The following is a 19,353-nucleotide window of genomic DNA, read 5'->3' on the forward strand; positions in this document are numbered from 1 at the left end:
GCTTGCGCCGCGGGTGCGCGACGTGCAACCCAGGAGGCGCGGGCCGGCCTGCGAGGGCCGGCCCGCGCCTCCTGCGCTCGCCCCTCGCACACCACACCCCCTACGGTGCAGCGCACCCCTGAGATCGGGGTGCAGTGCACGGTAAGAGGTGCGGCAGGTCGGGTGGCCGCCTGCTAGCGCGCGGTCTCGCCCGCGTCCGCGATGCAGCTGAGCGCCTGCTGGCCGGCGTCGGACTGCTCGGCCGACGCATCGGACGAGAGGGGCCAGGTCGACGACGACTGCGCGTCCTCGTTCACCGACTCGAAGGTGCCGTCGAACTCGTCGGACTCGACGTCCCCGGTCGTGGTCCAGAGGCCGACCGTCTCGCTGAGCACGTTGTTCTCGCCGACGGGGGCGGCGACGTACCAGGTGCCGTCGTCCTCACGGGCGTAGGCGAGCAGCACGTCGTCGTCGACCTCGTCGCCGAGCGCGTTCAGCGCGCTGTCGAGCACGCGGGTGCAGTCGACCTGGTTCGACTGGGCGGGGCTGGTCGCCGTCTTCTCGCTGCCGGGCACGTCACCGGCCGGGTCGACGACCTGGGCGCCGCCGGTGCAGCCCGTCAGCGGCAGCAGCAGGAGGGCGGCGAGGGGGAACAGCGTCTTCTTCGTGATCATGGGGCGACCGTACGGCGACGGGCGGCGCGGCGTCCGCATTCACAGGAGGTCGTGCCCTGGTCGGGCGCAGGGCAGCTCACGGGCCCGCGACGAAGCACGCGCAGACGGCGAGCAGGTCGTCGCACGCGTGCTTCTCGAGCGGGTGCCCGATCAGGGTCGCCTGGTAGCCGGGGCCCACGCGCTCGACGAAGCCGAGCAGCGCCGCGATGTCGTCGTCGGGCAGGCGACGGTCGAGCACGCGCCACTGGCCGTCGTCGATCATGTGCAGGTGCACCTCGCTGACGTCGGTGAGGGGGACGCGATCGAGCTGCTGCGTCGTGGAGGCGGGGTGTGCGTCCACGTCAGGACCCCTCCGGGACCCGGCTGCCGCCGACGAGGTCGTCGAGGCACGGGCTCCGGCGGGCCGCGACCTGCTCGTGCGCGGAGGGGAGGCGCCACGACCGGGGCCGCGAGCGGCGGCCGACGGGTCGGAGACGGGTGCGGTCGGACAGGTCGGAGCTCGTCGTGCCGGCGGAGTTGTCCATGGTGCGTCCTCGGGGTGTCGCCTGCCGGCGCCCTGATCGCCAGCAGTGGGACGGTCCACGTTAGGCAGGGGGCACGCCCGGCGTCAGGCCCTTGACAACCGCGTACCCCGTCTGCTCATCGGGGGACACGGCCCGATCCTGCACGAGCCCCGCGGCGGAGGCGCTGCACGAGACGAGGAGGCGCGGTTCGCTATAGTGGGGACACCCCGCTCCTGAGCGGGCCCGCCGCCTCCTGACGGCTGCGCGAGTGTAGTTCAATGGTAGAACTCCAGCTTCCCAAGCTGGTAGCGCGGGTTCGATTCCCGTCACTCGCTCCACTTCCGCCTCGTCGCCTCGCTGCTCGGCCGCACCGTGTCCGGTGTGCTGGGGCACTACCGCGGCCTCGCCGGTCTCCCGTAGGTTCGAGCCAGGCCGTCGTCGTCCCCGGACGACGCGGCCGCAGCTGCTCCGCCTCCCCGGAAGGACCACCATGGACATCCTCTTCGTGCACGGCGCCCTGGTACGCGACGGCCGGTGGTGGTGGCGGCCGACCGCCGAGCTGGCGGAGGCGGAGACCGGCATCCGGAGCCGCTCCCTCGCCCTGCCCTCGTGCGGGGAGCGCCCGGCCGACGGCCGCGGCGACGTGCGGGCCGGCTCCGACGCTGCCGACGGCACGACCACCGGCCTCGTCGCCGACGCCGCCGCCCTGCGCCGCGCCCTCGACGAGGCGAGCGGGCCTGGCGAGGTGATCGTCGTCGCGCACTCGTACGGCGGCACCGTCGTGGCCGAGGCCGGTGCTCACCCGGCCGTGGCGCACCTCCTGCTGGTCTCGTCGTACCTGCCCGACGTCGGGCTGTCGCAGGGCGCCGTGATGGGCGGCGAGACGGACCCGGTGCCCCTCGGCGACGCCGGCGCGGGGCGGCTCGGGCTGGTCGGCGAACTCGACGCCCCGTGGTTCGGCGCCCGGTTCCTGCAGGACGGCACGCCCGAGCAGCAGCGCGAGGCCTTCAGCCGGGTCGTGCCGCAGGACGCCGCCTCCTTCACGACGCCCACCACCCGGGCCGGCTGGAAGGGCGTCGACTCCACCTACCTCGTCTGCGCGGACGACCGCAGCACCTCGGTCGGGCTCCAGCGCGAGCACGCCGCCCGGGCGACCCGGTCGGTCGAGCTGCCCACCGGGCACCACCCCTTCGTGACTCGGCCGGACCTCGTCGTCGAGCAGCTGCGGGCGTTCGCGTGAGCGCCCAGCGCACCTCGGGCGTGCCGGACGTGCCTGGCGTGCCGAGCGCGTCCAGCGCCATGACGGGCTCGACCCGCACGACCCTGGTGGCAGGCGTGCTCGTGGGGCTGGCGGCGGTGCTCGCCTTCGTCGACCTGGTCGCCGTCCCCTCGCTGCTGAGCACCGCGGGGCCGCTGCTCGCGCTCGCGGGCGCGGTGCTGCTGGTCGTCGGCGTCCGCGGCGAGACCGGGCTCGGGCGGGTCTCGGCCCTCGCGTCGACGGGCGTAGTCCTGCTGTTCGTGCCCGACGTGGTCGACCAGGCGCTGTCGTCCCTCCTGCGCGACCTGGCGACGTCGGCGTCCGTAGGGGCCCTGACGCTCGGCACGGCGCTCAGCGTGGTGCGGCTCGTGGCGGTCGGGCTCGCGGTCGCGGCCGTCGTCGTCGTGGTCCGCCGGCGCCTCCTCGAGCCGTGGCCGCGACGCGCCCTCGTCGCCGTGGTGGCCGCCGCGGTGTTCTTCACGCTGCTCCCGTTCGTCCCGTCGTCGACGCTGGGCCTGCTCGTGATCGTCACCCGCCTGTACCTGCTGCCCCCGGTGCTGTCGCTGCTACTCGGCGTGGCCCTGGTGCTGCACGGGCGAGGCGGACGGGTGCGCTCGCGGGTGGGGCGCGGCCTCGAGGCGTGGCGGTCGAGCACGGACGTCGTGCGCCGGTGAGCGCGGCCGGGCTCAGGCGGGGGTGAGCACGGCCGTCAGTGTGACGGCGAGGGCCGCGTGCTGTCGCTCCGCCGGCCAGGCGGCCGGGTCCCCGGCCGTGAGGGTGGCGATGCCCTCGATCGCGGCCACCAGCGCCGACGCCCGCGTGGCTGCGTCCGCGGCTCCGTCGGGGTCGCGGGTGCCGGCGTCGCCGTCGACATCGGTGCCGTCCGGGCCCCGGGCGGCCTCGAGGAGGCGCGAGAGCCGGGCGACGAATGACCGGTTCGCGGCGGAGTGGCGTTCCGCGAGCACGGGGTCGCTCAGCGCCGCGGCGACGAAGCCCACCCACACGCGGGCCTCGGCGAGCCCCTCGGCGTCGGTCGGCAGGGAGGCACTCGCCACGGCGCGCACGGCGGCGGCGGGGTCGGGGTCGGCCACGGTGTCGGCGTCGGCGTCGGCCTCGGCCTCGAGGCGCTCGGCACGGAGCCGCGACCGCTCGTGGAGCACGTCGCGCGCGTGCAGCAGCAGCGCCTGCTTGTCGCGGAAGGTGTGCAGCACCAGCCCGGTCGTGCAGCCGGCCCGCTCGGCGACAGCGCGCAGGGTGAGGCCGCCCGGTCCGAGCTCGGCGAGCGTCGCGAAGACCGCCTCGGAGAGCTGGAGGCGTCGGGCGTCGTCGTCGCGGAGGCGGGGCACCCCCAGACCGTAGCATCTGTTACCGTAACGCTTGCTACGGATGCCGGACGAGAAGGCGTCCGCGAGAGGAGCCGCACATGACCTGGCAGATCGAGGTCGTCCCCTACGACCACCCCGAGGCCGTCGAGCTGCGCCGGGCCCAGCGCCGCGAGCTCGACGAGCGCTACGGGAGCGACGACCACGAGCCGGGCACGCCGCCCAGCGCCTCGGACGTGCCCGTCTTCGTCGTCGCACGCACCGCCTCCGGTGCCGCGGTCGCGTGCGGAGGGCTCCGCCCGCTGCCCGACGACGTCGCCGGGCCCGGCTCGGTCGAGGTGAAGCGCATGTTCGTCGACCCCTCCGCCCGCGGGTCGGGGGCGGCCGTCGCGGTGCTCAGGGCCCTCGAGGAGGAGGCGCGCGGCCTCGGCGCTCGCCGCGTCGTCCTCGAGACGGGCACCAGACAGCCCGACGCGATCCGCTTCTACGCCCGCGAGGGGTACGACGAGGTCGCGCTGTTCGGGGCCTACGTCGGCAGCGCCGAGTCGGTCTGCTTCGCCCGCGAGCTGTAGGAGGCGCGGCGCGCGTCGCCGAGGGCGGGTCTCCTGGCTCGAGGGCGGGTCGCGCACGACCCGCCCTCGGCCCGGGACACCCGCCCTCGCCAGGGCTCGGGGTCGCTCTCGCGGTGGTCGGCTGCCGCTAGCCTGGGCAGGTCGCGAGGGGCGACGGATCGAGGGGGACGACATGAGCGACGCACGAGACGACGAGCAGGGCCGGGCCGAGGGGCAGCAGCCGCAGCCCTACGGGCAGGCGCAGCCTCCGTACGGCCAGCAGCCATCTGGTCAGCAGCCCTACGGGCAGCAGCCGTCTGGTCAGCCGCCCTACGGGCAGGCGCAGTCGGGTCAGCCGCCCTACGGGCAGCCGCAAGGGCCCTACGGCGCGCAGCCCTACGCCCAGCAGCCGTACGCACAACAGTCGTACGGCCAGCAGCCGCACGCCCAACAGTCGTACGGCCAGCAGCAGCCGTTCGGCGCGCCTCCTGGGGTGTCCCCGCGCCTCGCCGACGGCTCCGTGCCGCTCTGGGCGCCGCTGTACGGCGCCGGGCCCATCGACTCGGTCAAGCGGTTCTTCCGCAAGTACGCCGACTTCAGCGGCCGCGCGAGCCGGAGCGAGTACTGGTGGGTGGCGCTCGCCACGGTCGTCGTCTGGTTCGGCCTCGGCCTGCTCTCGCTGCTGGCGGCGCTGCCCGGCATGGAGGTCCACGCCGACGGCTCGTCCGACCCGGGGCCGGGCTTCTACCCCTTCGCCTTGGTCTTCACGGTCCTGTTCTTCGGGACGATCGTCCCGTACCTCTCGATCGGGGTCCGACGGCTGCACGACGTCGACCTGAGCGGGTGGCTGCTGCTGATCAACCTGTTCCCGTACCTCGGCGGCATCGCGCTCACCGTCCTCGCGATCCTCGGCCCGAAGCCGGGCGGCGCGCGCTTCGACCGCCCCCGGCCCTAGCGCTCGCCGGCCCGGCCCGACGCGTCTGCCGTCTCGCGCCCCCGGACGAGCAGCACACCCCTGAATTCGGGGGTGTGCTGCTCGTTCGGGGGTGTGACGTGTGCGCGGGCGGGCGGGCGTCAGCGAGGCAGGGGGAGCGTCAGCCGGAAGACGGCGCCGCTCGCGGCCGCGCCTCCGGGCTCGCAGACGAGGTCGCCGCCGTGCGCCCGTGCGATGCCGCGGGCGATGGGCAGGCCGAGGCCGGCGCCTCCGTCGCCCGTCCGCCGGGCCGCGTCGAGCCGGACCAGCCGGTCGAAGACGCGCTCGCGGTCGGCCTCCGGCACGCCGGGGCCGTCGTCGGCGATGAGCACGGCGGCCGCCTCCGACGACGAGCACTCGACCGTCAGCACGACCGTGCCCGTCCCGTGCGTCGCCCGCGCAGCGTTGTCGACGAGGTTGCCGAGCACCTGCGCCAGCCGACCGGCATCGCCCAGGACGACCAGAGCGCCAGGACCGGCACCGGCGCCAGCCCCCCGCACCTCGACCCGCAGCTCCAGACCTGGCCGGCGCAGCCGCTGGCCCTCCACGACCGAGGTGACCAGCGCCTCCACGTCCACGGGGGCGACGTCGAGCTCGAGTCCGCGGTCGACGCGGGCCATGAGCAGCATGTCGTCGATCAGCCTCGACGCCCTGGCGGCCTCCCGGACGACGTGCACGGCCAGCCGCTCGCGCTCGTCGGGCCCGACGTCGGCCGACGAGCGGACCAGCGTGTCGGCGGCGGCGCGCATCCCGGCGACGGGCGTGCGCAGCTCGTGCGCCGCGTCGGACACGAACGCGCGCACCCTCTGCTCGGCCTCCAGCGCGGTGCGCTCCGCGGCCAGTGCCGTCCGCTCGGCCTCGAGCGCGGTCCGCTCGGCGCCCTCGACCCCGTCGAGCATCTCGTCGAACGCCGTGGCGACGCGGCCGATCTCGGTGGACTCCTTCGCGGGACGCAGCCGCCGACCCCGGTCGCCGTGGGCGATGGAGCGCGCCACGGCGGTCATCCGGTCGAGCGGACGCAGGGTCGCGCGCACCACGAGCACGAGCCCCGCGGCGGCCACGACCAGGAACACGCCCGACGCCCCGAGCATCACCCAGCGCAGCTGCGTCAGCGTCTGGCCGACCGAGCTCGAGTCGGCCGTCAACGTGATCGTCGACCCGTCGCTCAGCTCGCTGACGAGCGTCGTCACCTCGTCGTCGGCCGTGACGTCCGAGGCGGTCACCGTGACGGCGTCGGCCGCGGTGTCGTCGGCTGCACCCGCATCCGAGGAGGCGCCCGTCGCCTCCTCTCCCGGGGCCGCGGGGCCTGCGGTGGCGTCGCCGGTCGGCGTGCCGGTGCCCGCGCCTCCTGCGTCCCTGCCCGGTCCGGCCGGCAGGCCGTCCCCGTCCCCGAGCGCGGGCGGGCCCTCGCGCAGCTCGTCGGGGGAGGGCCCGGCGACGATCGCGCCGCCGTCGGCGTCCCGGATCACGACGGACAGGCCCTGCGCCGACAGCCGGTCGGCGAGGTCGTCGCCGTCGACGGTGCCGACGAGCGCGGCGGCGGCCGAGGCGCGGTCGCGGAGGCGGTCCTCGACCTGGGCGCGGAGCCGCTGGCCCAGCGTCGCCTCGACCGCGACGGCCAGCCCGGCGAGCAGCAGGGCGAGCAGCACGAGCACGGCGACGACGGTGCGCGCGCGCAGCGACCCGGTGCGGAGCCGCGGCCCGTCGGGCCGCGCGGTCTCGTGACGCGCTGAGCCTCGTCGCGCGGAGTCGTGTCCCGTCCTGTTACGAGCGTCCCGTCCTGTCACGGCGCGACGCGATGCTCGGAACACGACGGGACAGCAGCTGCGGCGGCCCCGGCGGGCACCCGCATCACGCGCTCATCCGGTAGCCGAGGCCGCGTACGGTGTGGATGAGCCGCGGCCCCTGCCGCTCCATCTTCTTGCGCAGCGAGCTGAGGTGCACCTCGACGAGGTTCGGGTCGTAGTCGTCGTAGCCCCACACCTGCGTGAGGATCTGCGTCTTCGAGACGGTGCGGCCCCGGCTCTCGGCGAGGAACGTCAGCAGGCGCTGCTCGGTCGCGGTGAGGTCGAGCGCGACCCCGGAGCGGGTGGTGACCGCCGCCTCCGGATCGACGACCAGGTCGGCCACCTCGATGACCGCGGGGATGCGGCCGCGGCGGCGCAGCACGGCGCCGATCCGGGCGAGCAGCTCGGCGACCGAGAACGGCTTGACCACGTAGTCGTCGACGCCCTCGGCGAAGCCGCGGAGGCGGTCGTCCAGCTCGTCGCGCGCGGTCAGCATGACGATGGCCGCGTCGCTGCTCTTGCGGACCGTCGCCGCGAGGCGGATGCCGCTCGCCCCCGGCAGCATCCAGTCGAGGACGACGAGGTCGGGCACGAACGCGCGCAGCGCCTCCGCCAGCTCGGAGCCGTCGGGCAGCCCCTTCACGGCGAAGCCCTCCGCGCCGAGGGCGGCGACGACGGACGAGAGCAGGGCAGGGTCGTCGTCGATCACGAGGACGCGGGCGGTGGAGATCACCGGCTGGACGGTACGGGGCCGAGATGCGCCGCCGCCGCCCGTCGCCTATGGAAGCGCTGGACGCCCCGGCGGCTTAAGCGCGGCTTCAGGTGCGCTCCCGAGGTTGGTCACAGCGGCGGACGACCGGTCCGCGTCACCATCACCCCCTTCGTCAGGAGACGACATGAACGACCAGCAGAACCCCTTCGACCGCGACGGCGACCTGGGCCGCGACGGCAGCGGCGCCGGCGACGGCGATCGTCACCGCGACCAGCGCGACGCCTTCGGCGCCCCGCGGCAGGACTCGACCGCCGACGACACGACCCGCGAGCTGCCCCTCTCGCCCCGCGTCGCGTCGGAGCAGGGCGTGCCCGCCGCTCCGCGCCGACGGGTGACGAAGCGGCTCGGGATCGGCCTCGGCGTCGCCGCGGTCGGGCTCGCGCTCGTCGGCGGCACGGCGGCGGTGGCGTCGTCGGGCGGCGGCGCGAGCACGCTGACGGCGGCGACGTCGAGCGCGTCGCCGAGCCCCAGCGCGAGCTCGGACGCAGGAGGCGGCACGGACTCCGCGGACGAGACCGGCCCCGCGGCCCCCGGCTCGGACGCCTCGGGGTCGCCGACGCCCGCCGCGCCGGGTGCGAAGGGCGACGAGGCCGACGGCGACGCACCGGCCGACCCGCTCGCGGGCGGCCCCGGCTGCGCGCCGGGCGCCGCTGTCGAGGGCGGCCCGGCCGCACCCGCGCCGGGTGACGCACCCGGGCCGGGCGCGAAGGGTGCCGACGGGGCCGAGCGCCCGACGCCGCCCTCCCCGCCGGCCGACGCTCCGACCCCCGGCGAGGAGGGCTCGGGCAGCGGCGACCGCCCCACGCCGCCGACCGACGCGCCCGCCCCGCCGACGGACGCTCCGTCTGCCCCCGCCGGCGAGTCCGCCACCGGCAGCTGACCCGCTCCTCCTCGTGCACCTCGAAGTGGACGACGCACCCCGTCATGTCGGGGCCCGTCGTCCACTCCGGGGTGCCCGGTCGGCCGGGCCGGCCGGGTCGGAGCCGTGCTGAGCAGTCGCGCCGAGGCAGACCGCTCGGTCTGTCCGCAAGGCGCAACGGCAGCGGTCGGCGCTGGCGCCCTAGATGCGGCTGCATGTACCGTCGGCGAGCGCCACCGCGCCACCCGACCGGGACGGATCCCGGCACCACCGCCAGGACGGCCCATGACCACCCTCCGAGACCGCACAGCAGCGACCCTGCTCGCGTTCGCCCGCCCCTACCTCGCCCTGCACCTCGGCGTGCTCGGCGTCAAGATCCGCCGGGCGCCGTTCCCCCGGGACGAGGCCGTCGCATCCGTGCCGGGCCCGGACGCAGCCCGCCTCCTCGTCGTCGGCGACCTGGCCGCGTCGGGGTACGGAGTCCTCCTGCACGGCATGGCGTTCCCGGCTCAGCTCGGGGGCGCCTGGTCCGGCCGGACCGGTCGGGGCTGCTCCTGGAAGACGATCGCCGACCCCCTGATGACCGTCCGCCGAGCCGCGCACCACCCCCGGCTCGGCGCAGCTGCGGCCGACGCGGACGCCGTGGTCGTCGCCCTCGGAGTGCCCGACGTGCTCCAGCTCACCGCGAGCGAGGACATCGTCGCCTCCGCCGGTCGTCTCGTCGCACGCGTCCGCTCGGCCGCGGGCCGGGAGGTGCCCGTGCTGCTGGCGGGGCTGCCGCCCATGACGCAGTTCCAGGGGCTCTCCCCCGCCGCCGCCCGCCTTATCGGCTCGCAGCTGAGGCGCGTCGACGACGCCCTGCGCCAGGTCGCCGCCCAGTTCGCCGGCGTCGAGTTCGTGGGCTTCCCCTCCTGGGACCTCGGCGGCACGACCCTGCGCCGGGCCTTCTCGTTCAGCGCGATGCACCGCGGCTGGGCGAGCGCCGTCGCGGCGGGGCTCGAGCTGTCCGACCCCGGTCCCGCGCCCGATCCCGGGTCCTCCGTCGTCGTCGAGGCCGAGCAGGTCGCGCAGGAGGCGGCGGCCGCGACCGGCGTGACCGACACGTCTGTGACGCTGGCCGCGTAGCGCCGCGCCCCGGCCCGAGCGGGACCGCACCGGTCGCCGAGCGACGTCGCGACGTAGTCTCGGCAGGGTCGCGCGGAAGTCCACGACGACGCCGACGAGGGCGAGCAGCGACGCGACCACGACCACGACCACGAGCGACCAGACCGATCGGACCCGACATCATGGCGATCTCCAACCTCCCCTACGACGACCGCGCGATCGTCGACGCGCTCAAGACCGTGCCCGTGCAGAGCGAGACGATCAGCAAGGTGTCCGTCAACTTCCTGGACAACGAGATCAGCGAGCAGTCGACGGCGACCGTCACGGCCACGCTCAGCTGGGTGGTCAGCTCGGCCGAGGCCGTGCGGATCCTCGAGCGTGCCGCACCCGCGGCGAGCGAGTCGGCGCCCCGCCTAGCAGCCCAGGGCTGATCCGGCCAGCCCTGGCCGAGGCTGTACGACACCGGTCCCGTCGTGGGATCATGGCCCCCAGCCGACTGCCGTGGGGGTCATGATCCCTGCGTGGCCGAACCGACTGGTGCTCCATGGTCGACGCTTCTGGGACGTCGCCTCGGCAGGGAACCACCGCCACCGAGAGGACACCCCGTGGGCTACCTGATCTACGACGGCAACACCGCAGAGATCCACATGGACGACCGCACCCTCGCGCACCTGCAGATCGTGGTCATCAACAAGCTCCGGCGCCAGGAGAGCTTCGCCTTCTCGTGGAAGGAGCCCGCCTCGGCGGGAGACGGTCGCAGCACGATCTGGATCTACCCCACGGTCAGCCTCCGCTTCAAGTTCGAGGGGAGCCGCCCTCCCGTCGTCAACCAGGCCTGGCTGACGGTCCTCTCGAACGCCGCGAACAGCGGCACCGGCCTGCAGATGCTGCCCGAGCCGATCGACAGTGGTGCCGTGCACGCGGGCGGGCAGCACGAGCGGACGGCCAGGGGCGCCTAGCCGACCTGGTGCACCGCGTAGCTGGCGACGAAGCCGAGCACGGTCACCAGCCCGGTCAGCGTCTGCGCCTTCCGGAACGCCTCCGGGATCATGGTGTCGCAGATCATCGCGAGGATCGCCCCTGCCGCGAACGCCATGACGAACGACTGAGCCCCCTCCGGCACGCCGCCCAGGAGCGCGTACCCACCGACCGCCGACAGCGCGCAGACCACAGCGATGCCCGACCAGAGCCCGAACACGTACCCTGCGCCGCGTCCTGACTCCTTGAGGTCGGCGGTGCTCGACATCCCCTCCGGGAAGTTCGAGATGACGACGGCGACGAGCACCGCGACGCTCAGCGATCCGCCGCCCGTGAGGCTGACGCCCTGCACGGCAGTCTCGGGCACGCCGTCGAGCAGGGCGCCGAGCGCGATGCCGAGACCCGTGCCGCCGCTCGCTGCTGCGGCCTTCCCGCCGTGGCCACGACCTCCGCGGCTGTCGCTCGCGGCGTCGTCCGCGGGCTCGCTCCGGTCGTGGCGACGACGGTGCCGCTTCAGACGGAGACCGCCGTGCTCGAGCAGCTGGTCGAGCACGACGTAGACGACCGCCCCGACGACGAAGCCGGAGATCGTCGGCACGAAGCCGCCGCTGCTGGTCGCCTCGTCGACGAGGTCGAAGGCGAGGGCCGAGATCAGGACGCCGGCGCCGAACGCCATCACGAGGGCGACCAGCTCGCGGGGCACCTTCACGAACCAGGCGACGAGCGAGCCCACGACGAGCGAGAGGCCGGACAGCAGGCCGGCGAGGCCGGCGAGGAGGAGCGGTGAGGTCACGGGATCCGGTGTACTCCGCCTCGGGCATGGTGGGTCGCCAGCCGCCTGTACCCCGTTCGCGCTTCCTGTCGCGGCCGTAGCGCACCCCTCGTTCGGGGCGCAAGCCCCTGACGGTCTCGCGTCGCCCTCCCTAGATTCAAGAGGAGCAGACAGGGCGGTCCTCGTGCTCGACACGGCCTCGGCCGCCCGTCCCCCTCCGCCTCACAGGAAGGACGACACGATGAGCCTCTACATCTCGGATCCCCGCGTGCACCCTGCCTCGATCGGCGCGTACCCCAAGCGCCGTCGCCCGGTCACGGTGCTGCCGCCCATGCGGTCGGCCCGGCCGCCGGAGCCCTGCTACGCGGACTTCTTCGACGCTGGTCGGACCGCGAGGGCCGCCGCCGTCTGAGCGCTCGGCCCGGGGGTGGTCAGCCCCGGGGCGTCCGCACCGCGAGCTGCACCGCGAGCCCGACGCCGACGAAGGCCGTCATGAGCCCGCCCATCACGAGTGCGGTCCCGCCGAGGGCGCCTGCGAGCGGAGTCGCGAGCCCGCCGAGCCCGAACTGCAGCCCGCCCTGCAGCGCGGCTGCCGAGCCGGGCCAGCGGTGCCCGAGCGCCTGCGTCAGCGTGATCGACCCGGGGATGACGAAGCCCCAGCCCGCCGTGACGAGCGCGAGCGCCGGCCAGACCAGCAGGGGACCGACGCCGGTCGCCGCGCCCACCAGCACGAGCGCCGACCCGGCGGTGCAGGTGACGAGGCCTGCCGTGTAGAGGGAGTCCTCGGCGAAGCGCCCCACCAGCCGCCGGAAGAGCAGCGTCGACAGGATCATGCACGACGCGTTCGAGGCGAAGACGAGGGTGTAGCCGAGCTCGCTGAAGCCGTACTGCTCCTGGAACACGAACGACGACGTCGAGATGTACGAGAAGAAGCCGATCGTCGCGGCACAGCCCGTGACGAGGTACCAGCGGAACCGCGGGATCTGCAGCAGCTCACCCATCCGGCGACCCGCGGCACCGAGGGAGGCGCCCGATCGGGAGGCGGCGGGCAGCGTCTCGGGGAACCGCGCGGCCGACAGCAGCGTGAGCAGCAGGCCGAAGACGGCGAGCACCACGAAGAGCGAGCGCCAGGCGGCGACCGTCAGCACGACTCCGCCGACCAGGGGCGCGACGACCGGTCCGAGCGAGTTCACGACCGCCAGGGAGGCGAAGAGTCGGCTGCGGCGCGTGCCCGTCGTGGAGTCGCCGACCATCGCCCGCCCCGCGATGCTGCCCGCCGCGCCGCCGAGTCCCTGCAGCACGCGCGCGACGATCAGCGTCGTCGCGTCGGGCGCCAGGGCACAGGCGAGGGAGGCGACGGTGAAGACCGCGGTGCCGATCAGCAGCACCCGGCGTCGGCCGATGCCGTCGCTCAGCGGGCCGATCACGAACTGGCCCAGCGCGAAGCTGACGAGGAACGCGGTCAGGCTGAGCTGCGCGACGGCTGTCGTGGTCCCGAGGTCGCGAGCGATGGCCGGCAGCGCCGGGACGTACATGTCGGTCGCGAACGGCGAGATGCCGACCACGAGGGCGAGCAGGGTGATCGACGACCGTCGACAGGTCCACGAAGAGGCGGGGGTCGTGTCGTCGTCGTCCACCTGCCCGACGCTAGTCGTTCATCGTCCCGGCCCGCGCCTCCTGCGGGGTGCTCGTCGCCGGGGCACGGGCGAGCGGGGCCGCTAGCGCTCGGCGTCGGTACGGGCGCGCTGGCGGACGCGCACGGTGAGGACCGCGGCGCCGATCAGGGCCGAGACCAGCGACCCGACGAGCACGCCGACCTTGACGACGTCGTCCTGCTCGCTGCCGGTGCCGAACGCGAGCTCCCCGACGAGCAGCGACACCGTGAACCCGATGCCCGCGACGAACGAGAGGCCGACGATGTCGGGCCAGCGCAGGCTCGGGTCGAGCCGGATGCCGGGGAGGCGCGTCACGAGCAGCGACGACAGCGTGATGCCGATCGACTTGCCGAGCACCAGGGCGAGGATGATGCCCAGGGCGACGCTGTCGGTCAGCGCCTCACGGAGACCGGCGAAGCCGCCGACTGTCACCCCGGCCGAGAAGAAGGCGAAGATCGGCACGGCGACCCCCGACGAGATCGGGCTCCAGCGCTCGGCGAAGTGGTGGGTCAGCGGGTGCCGTTCGACGTGGCCGTCCGGGCCCGTGTGGTCGACGCCCGCGCGGCGGGTCGCGATCGCCGGGACGAGCAGCCCGAGGACGACGCCCGCGATGGTGGCGTGGATGCCCGACGCGTGGACCAGCGCCCACGCGACGACGCCGAGCGGGATGAGCAGCCACCACGAGCGGACGCCGCGGCGGACGAGCAGCGCGAAGAGGGCGAGCGGGACGAGCGCCGCCAGCAGCGGGAGGAACAGGATGCCCGACGTGTAGAAGACGGCGATGATCGAGATCGCGAGCAGGTCGTCGACGACGGCGAGGGTGAGCAGGAACGTGCGGAGCGCCGGCGGGAGGCGCTTGCCGACGACCGCGATGACCGCGACGGCGAACGCGATGTCCGTCGCGGCGGGGATGGCCCACCCCTGCAGGGCGTCGCCGCCCGCGTCGAGGTTGACGAGCGTGTAGATCACGGCGGGCAGGGCGACGCCGCCGAACGCCGCGGCGATGGGCAGGGCCGCCGCGCGTGGGTCGCGGAGCGAGCCCGCCACGAACTCCTGCTTCAGCTCGAGGCCGACGACGAAGAAGAAGATCGCGAGCAGCCCGTCGGCGGCCCAGGCTCCGATGCTGAGGTCGAGGTGCAGCGCGGCCGGGCCGATCGTCGTGTCGCGGACGGCGCCGTACCAGTCGGCGGCGGGGGTGTTCGCGAGCACCAGCGCGAGCACGGTCGCGCCGAGCAGCAGCAGGCCGCCCGTCGTGTCGCGGCTCACGAAGCGGGCGAGGCGGGCGCCGCGGCCGAGCGGGCCGGGGGCGTGCGCGGGCGGCGCAGGCGTGGCTGCCGGCGTGGACGGCGCCTGGCCCGACGGGACGGGGGCGGACGAGGAGGCGTCGGGGACGTCAGGGGACACGGTTGCTCTCAGAGGGGGTCGCGGAACGGCGGGCACGGGAGTGCGCCCGGGTCGTTGACGACCCGGGCGTGGTCACGCCGTGGGCGGCGGACATCCCGCGATCTCGCCGTGGGCGTTGCTGCCCCAGAGGCTCATCCAGCCGTTGGTGCCGCACGTGCGCTTCGTCAGGACGAGCCGCTTCGGGAACGCCTGCCGTGCCGCGCGCTGGCGGCGCGTGCTGCGGGCGGTCGGGTGGCTGGTCACGTCCCGATGGTACCCGTGCCTGCAGATGCCGACCGGGGAGGGTCAGCGGGCGGCGAGGCGCAGGTCGACGCCGGCGTCGCGCAGCGCCGCGGCGGCCTCGTCGCCGAGGGCGTCGTCCGTGATCACGCCGTCGAGCTCGTCGAGCCGCAGCGCGCGGTACCGGCCGAAGCGCCCGTACTTCGAGCTGGCGGCGACGAGCACGGTCCGCTCCGCGACCGCGAGGGCCGCCCGCTTGGCCTCGATCTTCGCCTCGACGGGGGTGGTGACGCCGTGGCTGAGGTCCCACGAGCTCGACGAGACGAACGCGAGGTCGAGCGACAGCTCGGCGAGGGCGACGCCGGTGAGGCGTCCCATCGTCGACTGGTTGGCCCGGTCGACGCGTCCGCCGACGCAGATCAGGTCGGCCGTGGGGTGGTCGAGGAACGCCTGCACGGTCGCGAGGTCGTTCGTCACGACGGTCAGGTCGGAGACGTCGTCGAGGTGCCGGCGCATCGCCTGCACCGTGGTGCCCGCGTCGAGGTAGACGGTCATGTGGTCGTGCACGAGGGCGGCCGCCTCGCGGGCGATCGCCTCCTTCTCGGCGACGTCCGCCTCCTGCTTGACGGCTCGGCTCGGCTCCTCGACCAGGCGCGAGGCGAGCTTCGCGCCGCCGGCGGTCGCGCTGACTCGGCCGGCGTCCTCGAGGGCGGCGACGTCGCGGCGCACCGTCATCTGGCTGACGCCGAGCAGCTCGGTCAGCTGCCGGTAGCTCAGCACCCGCTCGCGCTGCAGGTGCTCGACGATCGACTCGCGGCGCTGCTCGGGGATGAGGGGGGTCGACACGCGCGCCAGCCTAGTTGTCGCGGCCCTCGCCGGCGGCGGGCGGGACAGGGGCCGAGGAGGCGGGCGAGACCGCAGCCGAGGAGGCGCCGCCCTCGTCCGCGGGACCGGTCCAGGGCATCCCCCACGCGGCCGTGATGGCGCGGACCTGGTCCGGCGCGATCAGGCGGCGGGCGGCGCCCTGGGTGAGCAGGGCGATGCGGCACGCCTCCTCGAGCTCGATCGTGCTCTGCACGGCCCGGTCGAGGTCCTCGCCGCTGACGACGGCGCCGTGGTTCGACAGCAGCGCGGCCCGGAACGGCAGCGGGCTGTCGCCGACGAGCGCGCCCATGGCCGGGTCGCCGGGGGCGACGAACGGCAGCAGCGGCACCTGGCCGACCCGCATCAGCGCGTACGGCGTCAAGGGCGGGACGGCGCTGTGGGCCGACCACGGCTCGAGGCACGACAGGGCGACCGCCGACGGGGAGTGCACGTGGACGACGGCGGTGTGGGCAGGGTCCTTGGCGTACATGGCCAGGTGCAGCGCCACCTCCTTCGACGGCGCCGGGCCGCCGAGGTGCGCGCCCGCCAGGTCGAGCACCGACAGGTCGTCCGGCGCGAGGTCGCCGAGCTGCGTGCCGGTGCCGGTCATCAGCAGGCGGTCGCCGTTGCGGACGCTGACGTTGCCCGAGCTGCCGGGGCTCAGCCCGGCTGCGACGAGGGCGCGACCGGCGGCCACGAGGAGGCGGCCTGCCGACGCGTGCTCCGCCGCGCTCTCGAGGCGCCCGGGCTCCGCAGCCCGCGTCGCCGTCCGTGCGTCGGCGCCGCTCATGCCAGCGCCTCCCAGGCGCTCGAGAAGAGGTCGACCGCGCCGAAGTTGCCGCTCTTGAGGACGAGCGCCACCTCCCGGCCGTCGTCGGTGGTGGCCGCGCTCCAGCAGACGCCGGGGGCGAGCAGGGGCCCGATCGTGAGCAGGCCGACGCCGAGGGAGCCGACCACGGCGCCGCTCGTCTCGCCGCCCGCGACGACGACCTGGTCGACCGTGCCGTCGGCGACGAGGTCGAGCACGAGGCCCGACAGGACCGTCTCGACGACCTCCGAGGCGCTGACGACGGCGCCCGCGCCTCCTGCGGGCAGTGCCCCCGCGGGCACGACGTCCGACGGCTGGCCGACCGAGTACACGACCGGCACGGAGGCGTCGTCGAGTCCGCGCACCCACTCGGCCAGCGAGGCGGTCTCGGCCTCGGGGTCGGCGAGCGCCTGCGCGATGTCGACCTTGCGGGTCGGGTGCCCGGCGGCGGCCGCGGCCGCGACCTGCGCCTGCGTGGTGGTCGAGGCCGAGCCGCACACGACGAGGCGGCGACGCGAGAAGGAGGGGAACGGGGCGCCGGCGGTGTCGGCTGCGCCCGCTGCGCCCGGCGTGATCGGGTCGAGCCCGAGCGCGAGGCCGGCCCCGCCGCTCACGAGCCGGTGCCCGGCCGTCGCCTGCGCGATGGCCCTCAGGTCGCTGTCCTCGACGGCGTCGACGACGAGGTAGCCCGCGGGGGCGGCGTCGAGCGCATCCCGCAGCGCGTCGGCCCCGCGGCGCACCACGTCGAGCCCGATCTCGGTGACCGTGGCGGGCGTCTGCGGCGAGAGCAGGTCGCGCAGCCGCGACCGCGTCATGGGCGTGAGCGGGTGGTGCCGCATGGACGAGTCCTCGAGCAGGTCGTCGCCGACCCACAGCGAGCCGTCGCGCACGGTGCGGCCGGTGCCCGGGAACGCGGGCACGACGACGCTGCGGTCGGTGCCGAGGCGCTCGCGGAGCGCGTCGAGCACCGGCCCGATGTTGCCCTCGTCGGTCGAGTCGAAGGTCGAGCAGTACTTGAGCCAGAAACGGTCGGCACCCCAGCCGAGGAGGCGGTCGGCGGCCCCCAGGGACGCGCGCACCGCCTCCTCGACGGGGGCGGTGCGCGACTTGAGGGCGACGACGACGGCGTCGAGCCCGGCCACCTGCTCGTCGGGGACGGGCCGGTCGCCGATCACGACGGCGGCCCGCAGCCCGCGCGAGTGCAGGGCGGCGGCGAGATCGGTGGCTCCTGTGAAGTCGTCGGCGACGGCACCTGTGAGCATGGAGACCTTCCGGTGGAGACGAGTAGTCCGTCGTCGGACGCGACGGAGCCATCTCAGCATATGTGACTATTTGGTGCGATCTTTGACAATCTGTGAAGTCAGGCTACGGTTGCCCACGAAGCCCCGGCCGACCGATCCCTCTCGGACGACAGGCCACCTCGAACGAACGGGAACAACGGTGATCCTCCACTCGACGTCGCGCCGCGCGACCCAGGCCCGCGAGACCCCGGTCCGCGTCCTCCTCACCGGAGCGAACGGCGGGTACGGCCGCACCCTGCTCGACCAGCTGCGCCGGCTCGACGACATGGTCGCGACCCAGCTCGTCGACCCCGACGTCGCCGGCACCACGCGGATGCTCGACGAGCTCGGCGTCCCCGCCGACCGCGTCGCGACCCCCTCCACCGTCGCCGAGACGACCGCGGCGCTCGCCGCCGGCCAGGTCGCCGTGATCGCCGACGGCGCCGCCGTCGACTGGAGCGCCGCCGACGTGCTCGTCGAGGCCACCGGGCGCATCGAGGCCGGCCACGGATACGCCGACACGGCCCTCGACCACGGCGTGCACGTCGTCATGGTCAGCAAGGAGATCGAGTCCGTCGCCGGCGTCGCCCTCAGCGCCAAGGCCCGCGCCGCCGGCCTCCGCTACCTGCCCGGCGACGGCGACCAGCCCGCGAACCTGCTGCGCCTCGTCGCGTGGGTGCTCGACTGCGGCTTCGACATCGTCGCCCTCGGCAAGTCGAGCGAGTACGACCTCGCCTTCGACCCGGCCACCGGCGTCGTCGACCAGGCCGGCACGACCGTCGACGCCCCCGGGCTCACCGACCTGCTCGAGCTCGGCGACCGCCCCCTCGAGACGGTGGAGGCGCGGGCCGCCCAGGTCGCCTCGCTCGAGCGCAGCGCCGCGGCCGACCACTGCGAGATGACCGTGGTGTCGCTCTACACCGGCGCGCACGCCGACGTCGAGGGCATGCACTACCCCGTCGCCCGGCCGCACGAGCTCGCCGACCTCTATGCCACCCGCGAGGACGGCGGCCTGATCGGCCGCACCGGCAGCGTCGACGTGTTCTCGATGCTCCGCCTGCCCGGCGAGGCCAGCTTCGCCGGCGGCGTCTTCGTCGTCGTCCGGACGGGCGACCCCGTCACGTGGGAGACCCTGCGCGGCAAGGGCCACGTCGTCAGCCGCGACGGCCGGTACGCCTGCATCTACTGGCCGTACCACTTCATGGGCGTCGAGACCCCGCTGACCATCGCGGCAGCCGTCGACGGCGGGTCGTCCGTCGCCGAGCCCCGGCAGCACACGGTGCTGGCCGCACGGTCGAGCTCGGCGCTCGCCGCGGGCACGACTTTCCGCGTCGAGGGGCACCACCACGAGATCGCCGGCGTCGCACCCGTCATCGTCGATCCCGACGACCACGGCGTCGCGCCGTACTACCTGCTCAGCGGCGCGCGGCTCGTGGCCGACGTCGCCCCGGGCGAGCTCGTGCGCCTCGACGACCTCGCCGACGTGCCCGCCGCCGCGCTGGCCGCGTACCGGACGGGCCTGGCCCTCGGGGCCTGACCCGCTCCTCCTTCCCTTCCTCATCACCCCCACCCCTCGCACAGGAGATCGACG

23 protein-coding genes and 1 tRNA gene are annotated in these 19,353 nt (G+C 74.9%); 11 read left to right on the forward strand and 13 right to left on the reverse strand.

Annotated features, from left to right (window positions below):
• Positions 1–173: 173 nt before the first annotated feature.
• From EDF18_RS13930 to EDF18_RS13940, 3 genes are all read right to left on the reverse strand, one after another.
• Positions 174–653, reverse strand: a complete 480-nt coding sequence (locus EDF18_RS13930; RefSeq protein WP_148050100.1) for a hypothetical protein — start codon at positions 651–653, stop codon at positions 174–176.
• Positions 654–729: 76 nt separating this feature from the next.
• Positions 730–993 (reverse strand): hypothetical protein, encoded by a 264-nt coding sequence (locus tag EDF18_RS13935; protein ID WP_123548436.1) that lies wholly within the window; start codon positions 991–993, stop codon positions 730–732.
• Position 994: 1 nt separating this feature from the next.
• Complete coding sequence (locus tag EDF18_RS13940) at positions 995–1,177, reverse strand: hypothetical protein (RefSeq protein WP_123548437.1); 183 nt, start codon at positions 1,175–1,177, stop codon at positions 995–997.
• Positions 1,178–1,420: 243 nt separating this feature from the next.
• Between EDF18_RS13940 and EDF18_RS13945 the strand changes: the two genes are divergently transcribed.
• The 3 genes from EDF18_RS13945 to EDF18_RS13955 all read left to right on the forward strand — a co-directional run bounded on the left by EDF18_RS13945 (position 1,421) and on the right by EDF18_RS13955 (position 3,088).
• Positions 1,421–1,494: transfer RNA gene (locus EDF18_RS13945), tRNA-Gly, on the forward strand.
• Between the two features lie 152 nt (positions 1,495–1,646).
• Positions 1,647–2,396 (forward strand): alpha/beta hydrolase, encoded by a 750-nt coding sequence (locus tag EDF18_RS13950; RefSeq protein WP_123548438.1) that lies wholly within the window; start codon positions 1,647–1,649, stop codon positions 2,394–2,396.
• Positions 2,393–3,088 (forward strand): hypothetical protein, encoded by a 696-nt coding sequence (locus EDF18_RS13955; protein ID WP_123548439.1) that lies wholly within the window; start codon positions 2,393–2,395, stop codon positions 3,086–3,088. Before EDF18_RS13950 ends, EDF18_RS13955 begins: the two co-directional genes overlap by 4 nt.
• Before the next feature lie 12 nt (positions 3,089–3,100).
• Here the strand turns inward: EDF18_RS13955 and EDF18_RS13960 are convergent, their stop codons facing one another.
• Positions 3,101–3,760 carry a TetR family transcriptional regulator C-terminal domain-containing protein gene (locus tag EDF18_RS13960; RefSeq protein WP_123548440.1) on the reverse strand — a complete coding sequence of 220 codons (660 nt, stop codon included), beginning with the start codon at positions 3,758–3,760 and terminating at the stop codon, positions 3,101–3,103.
• A gap of 77 nt (positions 3,761–3,837) precedes the next feature.
• On the opposite strand from EDF18_RS13960, the gene EDF18_RS13965 reads away from it, so the two are divergent.
• Together EDF18_RS13965 and EDF18_RS16760 are read left to right on the forward strand one after the other, a co-directional pair.
• On the forward strand, positions 3,838–4,308 hold the full coding sequence (locus tag EDF18_RS13965) for a GNAT family N-acetyltransferase (protein WP_123548441.1): 471 nt from the start codon (positions 3,838–3,840) through the stop codon (positions 4,306–4,308).
• Between the two features lie 172 nt (positions 4,309–4,480).
• Positions 4,481–5,242, forward strand: coding sequence for a DUF805 domain-containing protein (locus tag EDF18_RS16760; protein ID WP_123548442.1), 762 nt, complete (start codon positions 4,481–4,483; stop codon positions 5,240–5,242).
• A gap of 119 nt (positions 5,243–5,361) precedes the next feature.
• Here the strand turns inward: EDF18_RS16760 and EDF18_RS13975 are convergent, their stop codons facing one another.
• On the reverse strand, positions 5,362–7,047 hold the full coding sequence (locus tag EDF18_RS13975; RefSeq protein WP_123548443.1) for a HAMP domain-containing sensor histidine kinase: 1,686 nt from the start codon (positions 7,045–7,047) through the stop codon (positions 5,362–5,364).
• Between the two features lie 64 nt (positions 7,048–7,111).
• Entirely contained in the window at positions 7,112–7,780 is a 669-nt protein-coding gene (locus EDF18_RS13980; protein WP_123548444.1) for a response regulator transcription factor, read from the reverse strand.
• Positions 7,781–7,943: 163 nt separating this feature from the next.
• On the opposite strand from EDF18_RS13980, the gene EDF18_RS13985 reads away from it, so the two are divergent.
• The 4 genes from EDF18_RS13985 (at position 7,944) to EDF18_RS14000 (ending at position 10,741) form a co-directional block, all read left to right on the forward strand.
• Positions 7,944–8,699 (forward strand): hypothetical protein, encoded by a 756-nt coding sequence (locus EDF18_RS13985; RefSeq protein ID WP_123548445.1) that lies wholly within the window; start codon positions 7,944–7,946, stop codon positions 8,697–8,699.
• Positions 8,700–8,963: 264 nt separating this feature from the next.
• Positions 8,964–9,803, forward strand: a complete 840-nt coding sequence (locus EDF18_RS13990) for a GDSL-type esterase/lipase family protein (protein WP_123548446.1) — start codon at positions 8,964–8,966, stop codon at positions 9,801–9,803.
• Positions 9,804–9,964: 161 nt separating this feature from the next.
• Positions 9,965–10,213, forward strand: a complete 249-nt coding sequence (locus EDF18_RS13995) for a hypothetical protein (RefSeq protein ID WP_123548447.1) — start codon at positions 9,965–9,967, stop codon at positions 10,211–10,213.
• Between the two features lie 174 nt (positions 10,214–10,387).
• Entirely contained in the window at positions 10,388–10,741 is a 354-nt protein-coding gene (locus EDF18_RS14000) for an ATP-dependent DNA ligase (protein ID WP_123548448.1), read from the forward strand.
• On the opposite strand, the gene EDF18_RS14005 is transcribed toward EDF18_RS14000, so the two are convergent.
• Positions 10,738–11,553, reverse strand: a complete 816-nt coding sequence (locus EDF18_RS14005) for a ZIP family metal transporter (RefSeq protein WP_123548449.1) — start codon at positions 11,551–11,553, stop codon at positions 10,738–10,740. The genes EDF18_RS14000 and EDF18_RS14005 overlap by 4 nt on opposite strands.
• 220 nt (positions 11,554–11,773) lie before the next feature.
• On the opposite strand from EDF18_RS14005, the gene EDF18_RS16395 reads away from it, so the two are divergent.
• A complete protein-coding gene (locus EDF18_RS16395; protein ID WP_158614690.1) occupies positions 11,774–11,944 on the forward strand; it encodes a hypothetical protein in 171 nt (56 codons plus the stop codon).
• Positions 11,945–11,963: 19 nt separating this feature from the next.
• Here the strand turns inward: EDF18_RS16395 and EDF18_RS14015 are convergent, their stop codons facing one another.
• From EDF18_RS14015 to otnK, 6 genes are all read right to left on the reverse strand, one after another.
• Entirely contained in the window at positions 11,964–13,169 is a 1,206-nt protein-coding gene (locus EDF18_RS14015; protein WP_123548451.1) for a multidrug effflux MFS transporter, read from the reverse strand.
• An 81-nt stretch (positions 13,170–13,250) separates the two neighbouring features.
• Positions 13,251–14,591 (reverse strand): Na+/H+ antiporter NhaA, encoded by a 1,341-nt coding sequence (gene nhaA, locus EDF18_RS14020; protein WP_123548452.1) that lies wholly within the window; start codon positions 14,589–14,591, stop codon positions 13,251–13,253.
• 72 nt (positions 14,592–14,663) lie between these two features.
• The gene (locus tag EDF18_RS16400) at positions 14,664–14,834 is read right to left on the reverse strand and encodes a hypothetical protein (protein ID WP_158614691.1); all 171 of its coding nucleotides are present in this window, start codon (positions 14,832–14,834) and stop codon (positions 14,664–14,666) included.
• A 42-nt stretch (positions 14,835–14,876) separates the two neighbouring features.
• Positions 14,877–15,656: a DeoR/GlpR family DNA-binding transcription regulator gene (locus EDF18_RS14025; protein WP_233569178.1), complete on the reverse strand. Its 780-nt coding sequence runs from the start codon at positions 15,654–15,656 to the stop codon at positions 14,877–14,879.
• Positions 15,657–15,666: 10 nt separating this feature from the next.
• Positions 15,667–16,464 (reverse strand): class II aldolase/adducin family protein, encoded by a 798-nt coding sequence (locus tag EDF18_RS14030; RefSeq protein ID WP_123548454.1) that lies wholly within the window; start codon positions 16,462–16,464, stop codon positions 15,667–15,669.
• Positions 16,461–17,744, reverse strand: coding sequence for a 3-oxo-tetronate kinase (gene otnK / locus EDF18_RS14035; RefSeq protein ID WP_123548455.1), 1,284 nt, complete (start codon positions 17,742–17,744; stop codon positions 16,461–16,463). Before otnK ends, EDF18_RS14030 begins: the two co-directional genes overlap by 4 nt.
• Positions 17,745–17,922: 178 nt before the next feature.
• On the opposite strand from otnK, the gene EDF18_RS14040 reads away from it, so the two are divergent.
• A complete protein-coding gene (locus tag EDF18_RS14040; protein ID WP_233569179.1) occupies positions 17,923–19,299 on the forward strand; it encodes a homoserine dehydrogenase in 1,377 nt (458 codons plus the stop codon).
• Positions 19,300–19,353 lie beyond the last annotated feature (54 nt).

Source organism: Frigoribacterium sp. PhB107 (genome assembly GCF_003751515.1).
Taxonomy (GTDB): Bacteria; Actinomycetota; Actinomycetes; order Actinomycetales; family Microbacteriaceae; genus Frigoribacterium.